Origin of the sequence: Mucilaginibacter sp. (assembly GCF_041088075.1) — a bacterium.
Lineage (GTDB): Bacteria > Bacteroidota > Bacteroidia > Sphingobacteriales > Sphingobacteriaceae > Mucilaginibacter_A.
The window spans coordinates 13,348-29,091 of record NZ_JBGCVY010000066.1; the positions used below are offsets into that span (position 1 = coordinate 13,348).

At 40.2% G+C, this 15,744-nt stretch carries 13 protein-coding genes; 7 read left to right on the top strand and 6 right to left on the bottom strand.

Going from position 1 to position 15,744, the window contains the following annotated elements; translation table 11 throughout:
• Window position 1: 1 nt before the first annotated feature.
• The 3 genes from V5804_RS16205 (at window position 2) to V5804_RS16215 (ending at window position 3,206) form a co-directional block, all read left to right on the top strand.
• On the top strand, window positions 2-787 hold the full coding sequence (locus V5804_RS16205; RefSeq protein ID WP_369592450.1) for a DUF3108 domain-containing protein: 786 nt from the start codon (window positions 2-4) through the stop codon (window positions 785-787).
• A gap of 10 nt (window positions 788-797) precedes the next feature.
• Window positions 798-1,364 (top strand): DUF3109 family protein, encoded by a 567-nt coding sequence (locus V5804_RS16210; RefSeq protein WP_369592451.1) that lies wholly within the window; start codon window positions 798-800, stop codon window positions 1,362-1,364.
• 219 nt (window positions 1,365-1,583) lie between these two features.
• Window positions 1,584-3,206, top strand: a complete 1,623-nt coding sequence (locus V5804_RS16215) for a gliding motility protein RemB (RefSeq protein WP_369592452.1) — start codon at window positions 1,584-1,586, stop codon at window positions 3,204-3,206.
• Window positions 3,207-3,561: 355 nt separating this feature from the next.
• Here the strand turns inward: V5804_RS16215 and V5804_RS16220 are convergent, their stop codons facing one another.
• The 4 genes from V5804_RS16220 to V5804_RS16235 all read right to left on the bottom strand — a co-directional run bounded on the left by V5804_RS16220 (window position 3,562) and on the right by V5804_RS16235 (window position 6,665).
• Window positions 3,562-4,659, bottom strand: a complete 1,098-nt coding sequence (locus V5804_RS16220; RefSeq protein ID WP_369592453.1) for a DUF6688 family protein — start codon at window positions 4,657-4,659, stop codon at window positions 3,562-3,564.
• A gap of 345 nt (window positions 4,660-5,004) precedes the next feature.
• Window positions 5,005-5,334, bottom strand: coding sequence for a DUF2809 domain-containing protein (locus V5804_RS16225; RefSeq protein WP_369592454.1), 330 nt, complete (start codon window positions 5,332-5,334; stop codon window positions 5,005-5,007).
• A gap of 421 nt (window positions 5,335-5,755) precedes the next feature.
• Window positions 5,756-6,058, bottom strand: a complete 303-nt coding sequence (locus V5804_RS16230; RefSeq protein WP_369592455.1) for a winged helix-turn-helix domain-containing protein — start codon at window positions 6,056-6,058, stop codon at window positions 5,756-5,758.
• Window positions 6,039-6,665 carry a hypothetical protein gene (locus tag V5804_RS16235; RefSeq protein WP_369592456.1) on the bottom strand — a complete coding sequence of 209 codons (627 nt, stop codon included), beginning with the start codon at window positions 6,663-6,665 and terminating at the stop codon, window positions 6,039-6,041. The genes V5804_RS16230 and V5804_RS16235 overlap by 20 nt, the downstream gene beginning before the upstream one ends.
• A 701-nt stretch (window positions 6,666-7,366) precedes the next feature.
• Between V5804_RS16235 and V5804_RS16240 the strand changes: the two genes are divergently transcribed.
• Window positions 7,367-8,014: an alpha-ketoglutarate-dependent dioxygenase AlkB gene (locus V5804_RS16240; RefSeq protein WP_369592457.1), complete on the top strand. Its 648-nt coding sequence runs from the start codon at window positions 7,367-7,369 to the stop codon at window positions 8,012-8,014.
• Between the two features lie 5 nt (window positions 8,015-8,019).
• On the opposite strand, the gene V5804_RS16245 is transcribed toward V5804_RS16240, so the two are convergent.
• Complete coding sequence (locus V5804_RS16245; RefSeq protein WP_369592458.1) at window positions 8,020-9,003, bottom strand: nucleotide kinase domain-containing protein; 984 nt, start codon at window positions 9,001-9,003, stop codon at window positions 8,020-8,022.
• 409 nt (window positions 9,004-9,412) lie between these two features.
• On the opposite strand from V5804_RS16245, the gene V5804_RS16250 reads away from it, so the two are divergent.
• Window positions 9,413-10,579, top strand: coding sequence for a helix-turn-helix domain-containing protein (locus V5804_RS16250; RefSeq protein WP_369592459.1), 1,167 nt, complete (start codon window positions 9,413-9,415; stop codon window positions 10,577-10,579).
• An 89-nt stretch (window positions 10,580-10,668) separates the two neighbouring features.
• Window positions 10,669-11,736 (top strand): hypothetical protein, encoded by a 1,068-nt coding sequence (locus tag V5804_RS16255; protein ID WP_369592460.1) that lies wholly within the window; start codon window positions 10,669-10,671, stop codon window positions 11,734-11,736.
• Window positions 11,737-12,028: 292 nt separating this feature from the next.
• Here V5804_RS16255 and dxs read toward each other — a convergent pair whose 3' ends face one another.
• A complete protein-coding gene (gene dxs, locus V5804_RS16260; protein ID WP_369592461.1) occupies window positions 12,029-13,957 on the bottom strand; it encodes a 1-deoxy-D-xylulose-5-phosphate synthase in 1,929 nt (642 codons plus the stop codon).
• Between the two features lie 305 nt (window positions 13,958-14,262).
• Between dxs and glyA the strand changes: the two genes are divergently transcribed.
• Complete coding sequence (glyA, locus tag V5804_RS16265; protein WP_369592462.1) at window positions 14,263-15,534, top strand: serine hydroxymethyltransferase; 1,272 nt, start codon at window positions 14,263-14,265, stop codon at window positions 15,532-15,534.
• The last annotated feature ends 210 nt before the right edge of the window (window positions 15,535-15,744 follow it).

Sequence of the window (15,744 nt, forward strand, 5' to 3'; positions counted from 1 at the left end):
TATGGCTAAAAAATTATGGGTATTTGTCGCGCTGACCTTTTTATTTCATCATTTTGTATCTGCCCAGGAACTGGCCAAAAAAAGTAATTTGGCATTTAAAGACGGCGAGCAGTTGAGTTATCGTTTAAAATACGGCATTTTTACCGGTGCCGAAGCCAATTTAAGGATTGAAGAAAGCGGCATTAAGTTTAACAATAAACCAACTTACCATATTGTAATTGACGGCCGGACGTCCGGGAGTTTTGATGTTTTTTTTAAAGTGCGCAACCGTTACGAAAGCTTTATTGACCGCAACACTTTAACGCCTTATTATTATACTGAAAACCGCCGCGAAGGAAAATACCGCCGTATGGATAAAGTTGCTTTTGATCATGATGCAAAAAAAATTACGGCCCAAAGCGGGACTTACCCTTTTAAAGGCCAGCTATTTGATTTGCCTTCAGCTTATTATTTTGCGCGGGAACTGGATCTTTCAAAAGTTAAAGTAGGCGAGGAGCTGACCTTGCAATATTTTTCGGAAAATAAAGTAGAAAATTTGGGCATCACTTATCTGGGAAAAGAAACCATCACCTGCGCATTAGGGACTTTTAACTGTCTGAAATTTTCCCCTTCTATTATTGCCGGCCGTATTTTCAGAAAAGACAGCAAATTGTATTTGTGGATTACAAACGACGGTAACCGCATTCCGATCAAAGCACAGGTAGAAATTTTGGTGGGCACGGTTACGCTGGAAATCTCAGGTGCAAAAAATTTAAAATTTCCTTTGGGAGGCATCCCTCAGGAATAAAACAAAAAAAATGATTGAAGTTAAAAATACGCTGGTACACGAGGATGTGGTTGCGGAGAACTTTGTTTGTAACTTAAACCGTTGTAAAGGCGCTTGTTGTGTGGAAGGGGATTCGGGCGCGCCGCTAAACCTGGACGAGCTGAACGTGCTGGAAAAAATCTATCCGGCCGTAAAACCTTATATGACAGCCAAAGGCATCGAAACTATTGAACAGGTTGGGACTTCGGTTGTTGATTTTGAAGGTGATTACACCACTCCTTGTGTGGATGGCAATAAAGAATGCGCTTACGTAACCTGGGAAAACGGCATCACCAAATGTGCCATAGAAAAAGCATACGAAGCAGGCGCAACCGATTGGAAAAAGCCTATTTCCTGCCATTTGTACCCCATCCGCCTAACCAAATACCCGGAGTTTGAGGTTTTGTATTACGACCGTTGGAGCATTTGCAGCCCGGCCTGCGCTTTCGGAAACGAGCTGAAAGTGAGCGTTTACCAGTTTTTGAAGGATCCGCTGATTCGAAAATACGGCGCGGATTGGTACAGCGAACTTGAAGAAAAAGCGGCCGCTTTAAAGTAAACAGATAATAAATTTTCTTTTCTGTAATTATTTTAATATTTGCACCGTATAAATGAAAATGCAAATATTGATTTAAGTTGAGGCAATGCCTTTTGCAATCATTTTTTGCCGATACTGTTTTTACCACATAAAAAACCATATGCTGCCAACCTTGCCGGATTTTGTTGCGCCATCAAAATCTGTTTGTTTCTTTCAGCTTTATTCCAACCACTTTATTTTATGAAAAGAAAATTACTTGGTATAGTTATCATACTGTTTTTATGCCATATAAATGCGCAGGCACAGTCCAATTACCTGCCTTATGCTTACCAGTTTTACCAAAAGTTAGATTCGAGCGTTTACTCCAACAAATCCAGGTTTCACAGTTCCATGAAGCCTTTTTTGGTTGATGATACTTTAATCAGCCGGCAATACCAATCTTTAATGAATGCCGGTGTAGATTCTATAAGTAAAAGAAGCTGGCTGCACCGCAAAATATTTAACGAGCATTTGGTTGACATCAAAGAAAAAGGGTTCACCGCTTATGTAGATTATCTGCCCGACCTGACTTTAGGCCGGGATTTTTCCAACAGTAAAACCACCTGGTTAAATACGCGTGGTTACCAGGTTGGCGGCACCATCGGCAGCAAATTTTCCTTTTACACCAGTGGTTACGAAAACCAGGCCGTGTTTGCAGATTATGTGGATAAATACATCAACCGGACGGCAAACAGCGTGATTTACATTGTCCCAGGGCAAGCTTACGACAGGAGTTTTGGAAAAAGGATTCGTGATTGGTCTTACTCAACGGCCTTATTGTCTTACACGCCTGTTAAGTATTTAAACATTGCTTTAGGCCAGGACAAAACCTTTATCGGCGATGGTTACCGTTCGGTTTTATTGTCGGATTTTGCCTCTAATTATCCTTTTTTAAAGTTGACCGGCACGTTAGGAAACGTGCGCTATATGGCGATGTGGGCGTACATGCAAGACCCAACGGCGCCAAAATTTTCTTACCAGGACGATTACCGGCGCAAGTGGGGCGTTTTCCATTATTTGGATTGGAACGTCAGCAATAAAGTTTCTTTAGGCTTTTTTGATTCTATTATTTGGGGCGATAAAGACGAAGCGGGCAACAAGCGCGGCTTTGATTTTAACTACGGTAACCCACTTATTTTCCTGCGCCCGCTCGAAGCCAACAATGGTTCCGGCGATAATGCCTTGATCGGTTTTACCGGAAAATATAAGTTTGTAGATAAAGCTGCTGTTTATGGCCAGTTTGCTTTGGATGAGTTTGTGGCGAAAGATTTTTTTTCCAACACCGGCAGTATCCGAAATAAATATGCCTGGCAGTTGGGCACACGCGGTGCAGATTTGTTAGGTGTGAAACGATTGAATTACCTGCTGGAATTTAACAATGCCAAGCCTTATACTTATTCCGAAGTTGTTCAGATCATCAATTATTCGCAAAACACCGAACCTTTGGCGCACCCTTTTGGTGCCAATTTTCGTGAGGTTGTCGGGATTTTAAATTATGCGATCGGCCGTTTTAACTTTTACGGGCAAGGCGAATTTGGGCATTATGGTTTGGATGCCACATTGAGCGATAATTACGGCAAGGATATTTTTAAACCTTACGACCAGGGCACAAATCCTACCGGCAACTATACCGGCCAAGGGCTGACCACCAATTTATATTATGGCGAAGGCCGGGTTTCGTACATCTTAAACCCAAAATACAATTTGCGTTTAGAAGTTGGCGGCATCCTTCGGCACGAGGCCAATGCACAAACGATCAGCAATACAGCCATGTTTACTTTCGGCCTGCGCAGCAGTTTCAGGAACTTGTATTATGATTTTTGAGGGTGAAGAAAATAACTAAAAACAGTAAAAGCCCGTTTAAAATTTATTTAACTTATTTGCTATGCTTCTTTTACCGTATAAAAACCATTGTCTTTTTGTGGTTTTTGTAGCTGTAAATATCCTGGCACACCAAATTTATAGGCATAAAAGAAGCATGATAGATTTTATGATATAAAGTATCTTTTCTCTTTTGTTGCTTGTAGGTGATTTCCTATAATTACCTTTATGTTAAGTAAGAGGTTTATAACCTTGCTCTAACGTAAGCCATCTTTGCACAAATTTGCCGTTATAAGCCATTGATTTTTTCCACCCCCGACAGTTCGATCACATCGTTCCACTTCTTTTTTTAGTGCTTTCATAAAGTATATTGAGCGTTAATTTTGTCTTCTGGCTTAGTACAAAATAAATATAGAATTATTAGAAAAAACCATTCTATAGGCTTCATTAAAAGGTACACCGTATTTGACCAGAATGCAGAATTTATCTTTTTTGAAATGTTAAATCCATATTTATCATAATTTTTCCGAATGATAAAATGAAGTTTGGGTGAAAAATCCTGTAGCAATTCTTCAAAGGCATTTGCAATTAATAATTGCCTATTAACGACTATGATTTTACCGTGCCGCTTTCCAAATCTTAATGGTTTGACAAGTTTAGGATCTCCTGCTACTGCAACAGTACATAAATAATGACCACCACTACTAGGTACAGCAGGAATTGGATGAGGAAAAGAATGTTGTGAAAACCGCCATGTCGCTGTCTCAGTAAATACTTTAACGATGGATGTAGTTTCCTGGCCGAATAAAATTAAAATCAACGTAAAAATAAAAAAAACAGGTAGACTTAAAAGAATTAACCATAAAGGGTTTCTACCCCTTTTAGCCAAAAAACTGTTTAAATAATCCAGAAATTTGTTATTGTAACTTCTGTTAAAAGTCTTGTCGATTTCTTGTGTAATTCCTCTATAGATAAACCATAGACCTATTAAAATGTTAAATAGTGGAATCAATGCAGATATACCAATATGCTTTGTATTATAATCACTTAGAATTCCAATATCATGTTGTGATAATTGTAAGACGATAAAAATATTAATTGTCAGTCCGATTAGTATAAAGATCAGGGACAAAGACAATGATATGGGTGAAAGAGATTTTTTACATGCCCAAACACTTAAAATGCTGAAATGAAATGCGAATAAAAATAACGATAGGGTTAATTCATATTGATATGCAAACGGACTGTAACATCCTATTTCATTATTTTCTCCATAAATAATTACCTGCTCATATGATAAGTTATGCGTGAATGACAATTCAGTATAAAATGTAAGGTTAAAAATCAAATTAATAAGAATTAATAAAAATTCTATAATATTTTTCTTTCCTTTAAATACTATTACAATAGTTGCTCCAATCAGAATTAAAATAAAAAATAACATATTATTATCCATTTAAATATATTGCGATGCTCTTTATATCTCTTGAATTGAGGGCATCTTTAACTTAAGCTATTTCGGCACACACTTCAATAACTAATTCTGTTCAGACCCTAATGCTTATTGCGCTTTTTTGTATTGTCAAAAAACTAGCAATACGGAGTGCACAATTCGCTTTTTGTTTTGCTGCAGCTTATTCAAATAAGCTTGTAAGGTGTGAAAGCGCAACCTTGTTGCGAGAATATAGCACGATGTAATTTTAGTATCATTACGGCTCAAATCGCTTTCAAGTTACCATACCCTATTACGATTAAAAGAATATATTCTGGCTATCCGGCATTCAGATATTGCTATTGGTTTTTAACTATAAATAGTGTTGTTTTTTGCATCGTTCACCCTTTCGTTAAACATCCCCTCAGCAGCCAGTACGACCAAGATGCCCAGCGTATAGGCAACAAGATCGCTCCAGGTAAAGGAGGTTCCGATAATGATACAGGCGATCCTTGATTTTTCAAACCCCAGGAGGTTGACGATATGGAAAAACTGCAGGGTCTCGACCAGGTAGGAAAATAGCAGCACCCCAATTGCAGCAGTCCAGACCCGAAGGTTAGAAAAACTTTTAATCAGGCAATACAGCAGGATAACTACTAAAAAGTCACCCCCATAGGGACGAATTAGGGCATCGTGCATATAAACGCCGATTAGCACCTCGATAAACAGAAGTAGAATGGTTAAAACGAAGTAATTCTTATGAAAACTGAACATGTTGTTGATTTACTTTAGAAAAGATTTCGGTATTAAGGAAGTAGCACATAAAGGTATTTCCTCCCCGGTTAAAAGATAAGCTAAACAGCCAATTCTGCGGATGATTCCTTGTTCCAATCGATCCTGGCTGAAAGAAACATCATGAATAAGCGGTAGCAACGTTAAACTGTAATTACGGTTAGTTTGATTAAGGCTGATTCGCCGAGCCAGTTTTTGGCAGCACGGTCTTGTTCGGTTTGTTGCATGTCCATTATGATGTTAAAGATTTATAAATTAATTCTTTTATTTTCTATTTAGATTCGTCATTTAAAAGTACTTTGTATTTCAAAGTTAAGAGATAAAAAAATTATGTTTTCTGTTGTTTGATTAAATTTTCAAGTGCTACGAGGTGTTTTTTGAATGCGGTGATCCCGGTAGCGGATGCCTGGTAACGCGTATTGGGTTTCCTGCCTAAAAAAGATTTACTTACGGTAATGTATTCTTCTTTTTCGAGTGCTTTCAGATGTGAGGCCAGGTTTCCATCGGTCACCTCCAGTAAGTCTTTGAGCGAGTTAAAATCGTAACTTTCGTTGGCTACCAACACGCTCATGGCCTGCAGACGCACGCGGTTCTCAAAAGCTTTATCAAAATTAGTTAGTGCTACTTTCACGGTCGTATTTAAAGTGCATGATCGTACCATATAAAATATGCAGCAAGCCAAAACCTGTTGCCCAGAAGTAAATGCCAAAGCTGGGAAGAAGTGTTGACAGTAAGCCTAATCCTATTTCACAAATGCCCAGCCACTTCACATCACCATATGTGTACTGGCTCGCAGCAACCAGGGCTAGTCCGTAAAAAATAAGGCATCCAGCAGCAATGATGCCATAGCTTCCCTGGGAAAAAAGTATCAGTACAAAACACCCGCCGGTTAGCAGTGGCAGTGCGCCGCTAATCATCAGAGATTTGCTGCTTTGGCTCCAAACACGCTGCCCATTTTTTGCCGCTTTACGAAAAGTAAGCCAGATACCTGTTGCAATAGACAGCACCAGTACAGCGGAAGCAATGAAGAAAAGTTTTCTAGGCAAGTTCTGGTCGTGATCTGAGTACACTCCTGCTCCATCGTTCATATAAATCTGTTTATAAGCCAGCCCGGCACCAACTAAAGCGTATATACCAGCCATCACTCCTGACAGGCCGCTCAGGGAAATAAACCGGGTAGATCGCTCCATGATGTTCTTGATCGAACTGATGTCTGCTAATAGGTCTTTATCTTCCATTGATGTAAAGTACTTTGTAATTCAAAGTAAAAGAGAAATATTTGACTTTGCAAATTTTATTTTAAATAATAAAATCATGAGCATTTAATAGAATAAAGCCAGATGGTTGCCGCGATTAAAGTATTTAATACTAAACGTTAAGTTATAACTTACTTTTTCTTTAAAAGAAATGTTTCCTTATTACATTCAAACGAATGTTTTCGTGTCATCAGAATTTGCCGGTTAAAACCCGGTTTTTTTACTCTTTAACCATTACATAAAACTCTTGCACGAATTGCATTACACTGAGCATAGTTTTTAGGGGGTTTAATTGTAATGATTGAATTAACAACAATGCTTCTTTTACCCTATAAAAATTGGTGTATGCATCAATTTAACCCCATCAAAAACCAAACGCTTACCATTTTTTAGGTGATAAAAGAAGTATCGAAAATAATTTGAACAGCCCTAAGCGCAGAAATAAAACAGACAAATTCCAGTTTCACTAACTTTTACCCCATAAAAGAAGCATCAAGGATCAATCGTTTGCGTTGCTCTTTTTACCGTTAGTTTTTTACTTGGTTGGAGATGGAAGCCGCATCGTAACTGCATTCTAAAAAAATGTTATTGAACATCTTAAACTTAACCAAACGCAAATTGTTACCCTTTGAAAAATCTTTTGCTTTTAATTTTATACCAAAAGCAATTTTAATTATTTGAAAATGGAAACAGCATTACCAGGTTTGTTACTCTATCCTGATTTTATTAATGAAACGCGTGAGGAGCAGTTGTTAAACGAAATTGACAATCAAATTTGGGTGGTTGATTATGCAAGAAGGCTGCAATATTATGGTTACCGCAATGAGCTGGACGAGCCTTATGACCTGATCGAATTTCCGGTTGCTATGCCTCCCTTGATCTACCAGTTATCACAGGAAATTGTGGGGCAAAAAATTTTAATCAACCAACCCGACCAGGTTATCATTAACGAGTATGTTCCGGGAGAAGGCATCAAACCGCATAAGGACAGGGCTTATTACGAAAACCAGATTTGCGGTGTAAATTTGGGAAGCAGTTGCATCATGCGTTTCATTAAAGGGAAGAACCTGGAGGTGATTGATGTGGAAATCCCGAGGCGTTCTATGTATGTGATGCAGGATGATGCCCGGAAGAAGTGGAAGCATGGCATACCGCCCAGAAAGAAAGATGTTGTAGATGGAAATGTACAGCATAGGGAAAGAAGGGTATCCATTACTTACCGCAAGGTGAAACCAGGAAAAGTACACCCTATCAATCCTGAAGGCAAAGTGGCCAAACTACTACAAGAGAAATTTAACATAAGCCCTGAACTAATAACAAATCAGAGATAAGCCGGTTATCCGGTGCTTCTGCGAAGTAGATCATTCAAGCCCCATTTGGGCGGAAAGAAATAGTCAATAGCACGCTGATTACTTGCGTAAAGCTGTTTGATCCTTGTTCTGCCAGAAAGTCCGCCCACCTCGGGGTGGGCTACCCTTGCATACTTGTCCGTTTCACAAAACAGGTTCTGGCAATCAATTAACTGAAGTGGCCTGCCCCATAAATCCTTAAAATTGATACCCAGGCGCTCAAATTCCTGTTCCTGCCGTTCGGTTACATACCTGATTATATCAGCTTCGGTATAACCGCCTAAACTTTTAAAGCATTTTCGGATACCGTCTTTTGCACCAGGGCCCGGCACCACAAAATCCATTTCACTAAAATTGGTAAGGTTGCTGTAGTTGATATCAATGGCGTATTGGTAGGCTAAAAACGGCCCCAGCAAGGGGAAACTTAACAATAGCCGGTAAACGGCCTCAAGCGAGGCTGCTTCCTGAACCCTTTCCGCTAAATGGCCGTGCATCATTTGTTCAATCAATTTCAGGTGGTTCTCGTGTTTTCTGTTGAAGCCAAAAGAGCTTCTTCCGGATGCCATCATATACGCGCCCGAATAAATGGCCTCACCTGCTTGCAGCACCTGATGTAAAATTTGGTTGTAGGATTTAAAGGAATAGCTTTCCCAGGTTAACGCGCCCAATTCGTGGAGCAACATTTCCCATGTTTCTATTTTATTAAACAACTTAAACAGTAAAATGCGGAACAGAACCTCCTCAGGGCTTTGATCGCCATGATAAATGACCCTACTTATTAAGTATTGACTTACACGATCGGCAGCACGATAAGCGTTTGTGAATTTATATTTAAGCAATGTCGGGTCATTCGTCAGCACCGTTTTCCCTGCAATCCGGTTAAAGAAGATTTCCTGGCGTTCTGCTGCCAACTTCCAGTAGGTATCCAACACGTAAGTAGCAACCGGAAGTTTTTTTACAACAGTGATCATCGCTTCAAAGGTAAAAAAAGCAAGTGTGAACCGGTTTATTTAATGCGGTTATCTCTCGCAAGTAGGGTTTTCGGTACTGCCAATAACTTTGTCAAAGTTTAGAAAACAGAATATTTGGACTTTCGTTTGTCTAAATTAATTTCATCTTTTTTAATAAAAATCGGAATCGGTTTAATACTTTGAAGTTTAAAAGAGTTGCCTTATGATTAGGGTTATGTTAATTAGGTATATTTCCTTAAAAAATATTTTAATTCAAGTATTAAGAGTACAAGTTAATATAGGTAGATTTATTCTACCAGTGAAATTTGCAATTGAGATCAGTTATAGCTCCTTCAAATTTACAAGAACTGATTTATAGCTTTTACTTACCAATAAAGTCCTTAAATTGCCATCAATAACAAACATTTCGATGGTAGTTTCAAATATTTTAACCAGTGTTACCTGCATCAGCTTTTTCCAGTTGGCACTAATTGCATACTTTAATCCCGGAAAGGTTAACCCTGTTGCAAACAACTGGTTCGGCCTGTTCTCCTTTTCTGCAGGATGTATGATGCTGAACGCATTTATTTACCAGGCAGGGGCGGAAGCAAACTATAAGGAACTGATCGCTTTTAATGAATTGTCCAGATTTTTAATTGCGCCCGCACTATTCCTGAGCGTGAGGCATTTTACCTCGCCTGATAAAGGACTGAAAGCACTAGACTATCTGCATTTTATTCCGTTTTTACTGTTCTTAATTTACATGTTGCCTTACCTAATTGTAACAAATTATAATTTAAGCAATACTAGCGGCTATCTACCTGGTTTCATAAAGTTATGGTGGCCATTTCTACTCCCGGCAACTCTTAATTTTCAATTATTGTGTTATTGGGCTATGGCTTATAATAATCTAAAACAACACCAAAAAAACATCAGATTAATCAATGCGGCAACTAATGAGATCAATTTAAAATGGCTGCAATACCTGCTTTATGGTATAGCACTAATGCTTATCATATCGATTGCAGGATCAGTGTTTAAGCCGGGATGGATAGCGTTTTACAGCCCTATATTTTACCTTGCAGGCGTTCTTATAACAGGATACTTTCTAATTGCTCAAAAGGAAGTTTACCCTTTTGAACAACCCGAATTGGAAGAAATTAGTGAGATCATCCGTCCAACCAACAATGCCGGAACCAAAACGGTAAGGTTTCCAAAAGACAAGTTAGATCAGTTGAAAACCCAATTGGGGCAACTGATGACCACTGACAAACCATACCTCGACAATGAACTGAGCCTGCCGGACCTTGCAAAACTGATGGATATTTCCACACATGACCTATCGTTCGTGTTAAACGAAGGCTTTGGGTTAAGTTTTTTCGGGTTTGTAAATTCCTACCGCATTACAGAAGTAAAACAGCTAATGCTTTCCGGCCAGTACAAGCAGCTTAACATGCTGGGTATTGCGTATAGTGCCGGATTTAATTCAAAAACCACTTTTAATACGGCCTTTAAAAAAGAAACTGGCTTGTCGCCAACGCAGTTTATACAGACGTTAAAAGCTGATTCTTCGCAGGTAACAACTGTAAAAAGGTAAACCTATACCTTTAAAACATGTTCGGTTGGATAAAACCGGACGACCATTGTTTCTCGCCTCCATACTATTGTGTCATAATTTAAAACACGATGACACAAAAATTTCCATTCAAAAATGCACTCGCATGTATCGTTGCCGGCATTACCAGTTCGATTGTTGCTTTACGGATAGGAAAAAGGTTTGTACCGGTAGTACCCTATGTTTTGCTGATCGCTTTGGCCATTATTTATTTGACCGGGGTAGTTATTTTTATTTTTATCTGGAAAAGAAAGGCTGTACGCTCGCAGATTGATTCAGAAGCTACTTTTGCTTTCTGGCAAGGTATTACCCGGTATTTCCTCGCAATGGATATGATTATGTTTGCCTTGCAAAAGGTTTTTCATCTTCAGTTTGCTATCCCAATGGCCAGGCTCGATGACCCGTTCAGCAGTTTAAGCGGTGAGGACTTGATCTGGGCGTTTTATGGAAAATTCTATGCTTTTACTTTAATCATAGCCAGTTTGCAAATTGCAAGTGCGGTGCTGTTGCTTTTTAGCAGGACAAGGCTTTTTGCCATCATCTTACTTTTGCCTATTCTTTTCAATATATTTTTACTGGACTGGTTTTATGATTTAGGCCTGGTGGTAAACTTGTACATTACCTTACTCACCTGTGCTGCCGTTTATCTTTTACTGACAGAATACCAACGGTTAAAGGAGTTTTTCTTTATCACAAAAAGTAACCTTCCTGTATTTAATTTTCAAAAAAATGCCACAAAAAATATAGTCCGTTTTTCCGCTCTGGTCATTCCATTAATACTTATGGCTTGCTACCATTTTCCTATAACTAACACGATGCTGAACGGAAAGTATGAGGTTAAAAGCAGCACGCGAAACCTGTTTCCGAAAGCGGATTCCTGCCCGGGCGATACGTTAACGAAAGTTTTTTTTGACGGTAATGATATTGTTTTTGATTTTGGCACTTACCGTAATAGGTTTATTGGAAGCTATACTTATAACAATCAAAGCGGGCAGGTCAAAGGGGTATGGCGATACCCGCTAACCGTACAGGATACGCTTATTGCTAAAATAAGCCCCGGTGAACCTAATAACATCCGGGTTCTTTCAGGAATGTTGGGTAATCAAAAGATGGTTATCAAAATGCAAAAGGTAAATTGAGCAGCAAAGCTCTACGGCTTTTAGGTTCGCTTAAATTATATGGAGTACCAAACAGCAACAATACACAAGACCCTTCAATATGTCCAAGATTGGATTAATCATGATGCTTCTTTTACCCTATAAAAATTGATGCTGGTATCAATTTAACGCAATCAAAAACCAAATGCTTACCATTTTTTAGGTGATAAAAGAAGTATATGAAGTAATTTGAACAAAAATTAAACACCCCCTAAACACGGAAATAAAACAGATAAATTCCAGGTTCACTAATTTTTATGCCCTAAAAGAAGCATCACGAAGCAATCGTCTGCGTTGCTCTTTTTACCGTTAGTTTTTTTACCTGGGTGGATATCCAAGCTGCATCGTAACCGCATTCGGCCCAAAGTTCGGGCTGCTCGCCGTGTTCAATAAAACGGTCGGGGATACCGAGACGGATGACTTTTGCCGCATAACCATGATCGGCCATAAACTCAATTACGGCACTGCCCATTCCGCCTTGCAGGCAGCCGTCTTCTACCGTAACTATGTTGTCGTATTTCTGGAAAACTTCGTGCAGCATTTCTTCATCTATCGGTTTTACAAAACGCAGGTCGTAATGCGCCGGATAAATGCCTTCGTTGTTTAAAGTTTGTACTGCTTTTACCGCCTCATTTCCAATGGTTCCGATGGTTAAAATGGCTACTTCTTCGCCATCGCAAATCCTTCGGCCTTTACCAACCGGCAAGGCTTTCATTGGTTTTTGCCAGTTCACCATCACGCCGTTGCCGCGCGGGTAGCGGATAGAAAACGGACCCATATTTTCCTGCTGCGCCGTAAACATCAGGTTGCGCAGTTCTTCTTCGTTCATCGGTGCCGAAACAATCATATTCGGGACGCAGCGCATAAAAGCCAGATCGTAAGCGCCGTGATGCGTCGGCCCATCGGCACCAGCCAAACCGGCACGATCTAAGCAAAAAACAACGTTGAGTTTTTGTATCGCCACATCGTGAACTACCTGATCGTAGCCGCGCTGCATAAAGCTGGAATAAATATTACAAAACGGCACCATGCCTTGCGTTGCCAAGCCTGCCGAAAAAGTTACCGCGTGCTGCTCGGCAATGCCCACATCAAAAGCGCGTTCGGGCATGGCCTTCATCATCAAATTCATGGAAGAACCGGAAGGCATGGCAGGTGTAATGCCCATTATTTTAGGGTTGTTTTCGGCAAGCTCGATAATTGTCAACCCAAAAACATCCTGATATTTTGGCGGTTTGGGTTTATCGTAAACCGGTTTTTTTATCTCCCCGGTAATTTTATCAAAAAGGCCGGGCGCATGCCATATCGTTTGGTCTTTCTCCGCCAAAGCATAGCCTTTGCCTTTTACGGTGATGCAATGCAGCAGTTTCGGGCCGGGAATATCTTTCAAATCCTTTAAAACCTTGACCAATTGCTTTACATTGTGGCCGTCAACCGGGCCAAAATACCGGAACTGCAAAGACTCAAACAAATTGCTGTTTTTGAGCAAGGTGCCTTTAATGCTTTTTTCTAATTTTTTGGCAATTTGAAAAGCATCCGGACCGAAAGAAGAAATTTTGGCCAGAATATGGCTCACTTCATCGCGGAAACGGTTATAAGGCTTCGAGGTAGAAATATTGGTGAGGTACTCTTTTAATGCGCCCACATTCGGGTCAATAGACATGCAGTTATCGTTCAAAATAACCAGCAAATTGGAGTTTTCGATCCCGGCATGGTTCAACGCTTCAAAAGCCATTCCGCCGGTCATTGCGCCATCACCAATTACGGCAACATGCTGGCGGTCGTGCTCGCCTTTTCGGTGCGAAGCCACGGCCATGCCCAAAGCCGCAGAAATGGAAGTGGAAGAGTGGCCGACGCCAAACGTATCGTAAATGCTCTCCGAACGTTTCGGGAAACCGCTGATCCCTTTATAGTTACGGTTGGTATCAAAAACTTCGCGGCGGCCGGTCAAAATTTTATGCCCGTAAGCTTGGTGGCCAACATCCCAAACTAACTGGTCATAAGGTGTGTTTAAAACATACTGCAAGGCAACGGTCAGCTCAACCACACCCAAACTGGCACCAAAATGGCCGCCGTTTACCGAAACCATATCAATAATATATTGCCTCAATTGGTTGGCAATTTCGGTGAGGTCTTCTTCATTAAATTTCTTTAAATCAGAAGGGTAGTTGATCTGTTCTAAAAGGTTGCCCGCCTGTACTTTCATCTATATGGTAAACTTTTTTCAATACACAAATTTAGGTTATTTGCTCAAATAACCATTATAAGGATTCTACGTGCAATGGCGGTTTATGTTTGAGTGTTTAAATTTTTCTTTGAAGCATTTAAACATCCTTATAAAGAAAAACCACCGGCAATACTAAATTCTTAAAATATGCCGGTAAAAGAAGCATCAGGTTTGACAAATATTTTTTCAAACAGAATACTGTTTTTACCGGCATAAAGTTTTGAACCGAAATTTGATGCATAGGATTAAAATATGGCTAAATTTGGCCGTGCATAAATCAAACCATGAAAAGAGATAAATTAATATTCAGGCTTTTAGACGAGGAACAGGAACGGCAGGAAAACGGGATCGAATTAATTGCTTCCGAAAATTTTGTGAGCAAACAAGTGATGGAAGCGGCAGGATCGGCAGCAACCAATAAATATGCCGAAGGCTTGCCCGGCAAACGTTATTACGGCGGCTGCGAAATTGTGGACGAGATTGAAACCATCGCCATCGAGCGTGCCAAACAACTGTTCAATGCCGAGTGGGCAAACGTGCAGCCACATTCCGGCGCGCAGGCAAATGCTGCTGTTTTGCTGGCTTGTTTACAACCGGGCGATAAAATTTTAGGTTTTGATTTATCTCATGGCGGACATTTAACGCACGGTTCGCCGGTTAATTTTTCGGGGAAATTGTACAAACCATTTTTTTATGGCGTGAAAAAGGAAACCGGTTTGATCAACTACGAACAGTTGGAAGAAGTTGCACACCGCGAAAAACCGAAGTTGATTATTTGCGGCGCTTCGGCTTATTCGCGCGATTGGGATTATGCGTTTATCCGAAAAGTGGCTGATGAAATTGGCGCTTTGGTTTTGGCCGATATTTCCCATCCTTCCGGTTTGATTGCCAGAGGTTTGCTGGCCGATCCGCTTCCGCATTGCCACATCGTAACCACCACCACGCACAAAACTTTGCGCGGACCGCGCGGCGGATTGATTTTGCTGGGAAAAGATTTTGAAAACCCGTTCGGCCTGAAAACACCAAAAGGCGAAACACGCATGATGTCGTCTGTTTTGGATATGGCTGTTTTTCCGGGAACGCAAGGCGGGCCGCTGGAACATATTATTGCTGCAAAAGCCATTGCCTTCGGCGAAGCGTTGAGCGATAAATACATGAAATACATTGTGCAGGTGAAACAAAACGCCGCCGCTATGGCCGAAGCTTTCGTCGGATTGGGCTATGAAATTATTTCGGGCGGAACGGATAACCATTTGATGCTGATTGATCTCCGGAACAAAAACGTAACCGGAAAAGCGGCGGAAACGGCTTTGGATAAAGCGGGCATCACTGTCAACAAAAATATGGTCCCGTTTGATGACAAATCGCCGTTTGTTACTTCAGGCATCCGTGTAGGCACGCCGGCCGTTACCACGCGTGGCATGAAAGAAAAGCAGATGAAAAAAATTGTGGAACTGATTGATTCTGTGCTGACTAATATCGAAGATGAAGCGCACATCGAAAAAGTTAAAAAGCAGGTACACGAGCTGACGAAGAAGTTTCCTTTGTATTTGTGAGAGCTTGTTTTAATTTCATCTAATCATATTTTGGCTAAAGCCAAACCGAATTTACATATCCCACGGCCTAAAGGCCGTGGCAATTTAACCACTTCGATTTACAAGTTTTTTGTACTTGCTGATAATATCTCATCTTCAAAAAGCCTGTTTAGATTTTGTTAAACTTATTTGCCATGCTTCTTTTACCGCATAAAAATCATTGTATTTTTG

Excerpts from the sequence above, each read along its gene's own strand:
- V5804_RS16205 (WP_369592450.1), top strand. The coding sequence starts at position 2 with ATGGCTAAAAAATTATGGGTATTTGTCGCGCTGACCTTTTTATTTCAT.
- V5804_RS16210 (WP_369592451.1), top strand. The coding sequence starts at position 798 with ATGATTGAAGTTAAAAATACGCTGGTACACGAGGATGTGGTTGCGGAG.
- V5804_RS16215 (WP_369592452.1), top strand. The coding sequence starts at position 1,584 with ATGAAAAGAAAATTACTTGGTATAGTTATCATACTGTTTTTATGCCAT.
- V5804_RS16220 (WP_369592453.1), bottom strand. The coding sequence starts at position 4,659 with ATGGATAATAATATGTTATTTTTTATTTTAATTCTGATTGGAGCAACT.
- V5804_RS16225 (WP_369592454.1), bottom strand. The coding sequence starts at position 5,334 with ATGCACGATGCCCTAATTCGTCCCTATGGGGGTGACTTTTTAGTAGTT.
- V5804_RS16235 (WP_369592456.1), bottom strand. The coding sequence starts at position 6,665 with ATGGAAGATAAAGACCTATTAGCAGACATCAGTTCGATCAAGAACATC.
- V5804_RS16240 (WP_369592457.1), top strand. The coding sequence starts at position 7,367 with ATGGAAACAGCATTACCAGGTTTGTTACTCTATCCTGATTTTATTAAT.
- V5804_RS16245 (WP_369592458.1), bottom strand. The coding sequence starts at position 9,003 with ATGATCACTGTTGTAAAAAAACTTCCGGTTGCTACTTACGTGTTGGAT.
- V5804_RS16250 (WP_369592459.1), top strand. The coding sequence starts at position 9,413 with ATGGTAGTTTCAAATATTTTAACCAGTGTTACCTGCATCAGCTTTTTC.
- V5804_RS16255 (WP_369592460.1), top strand. The coding sequence starts at position 10,669 with ATGACACAAAAATTTCCATTCAAAAATGCACTCGCATGTATCGTTGCC.
- dxs (WP_369592461.1), bottom strand. The coding sequence starts at position 13,957 with ATGAAAGTACAGGCGGGCAACCTTTTAGAACAGATCAACTACCCTTCT.
- glyA (WP_369592462.1), top strand. The coding sequence starts at position 14,263 with ATGAAAAGAGATAAATTAATATTCAGGCTTTTAGACGAGGAACAGGAA.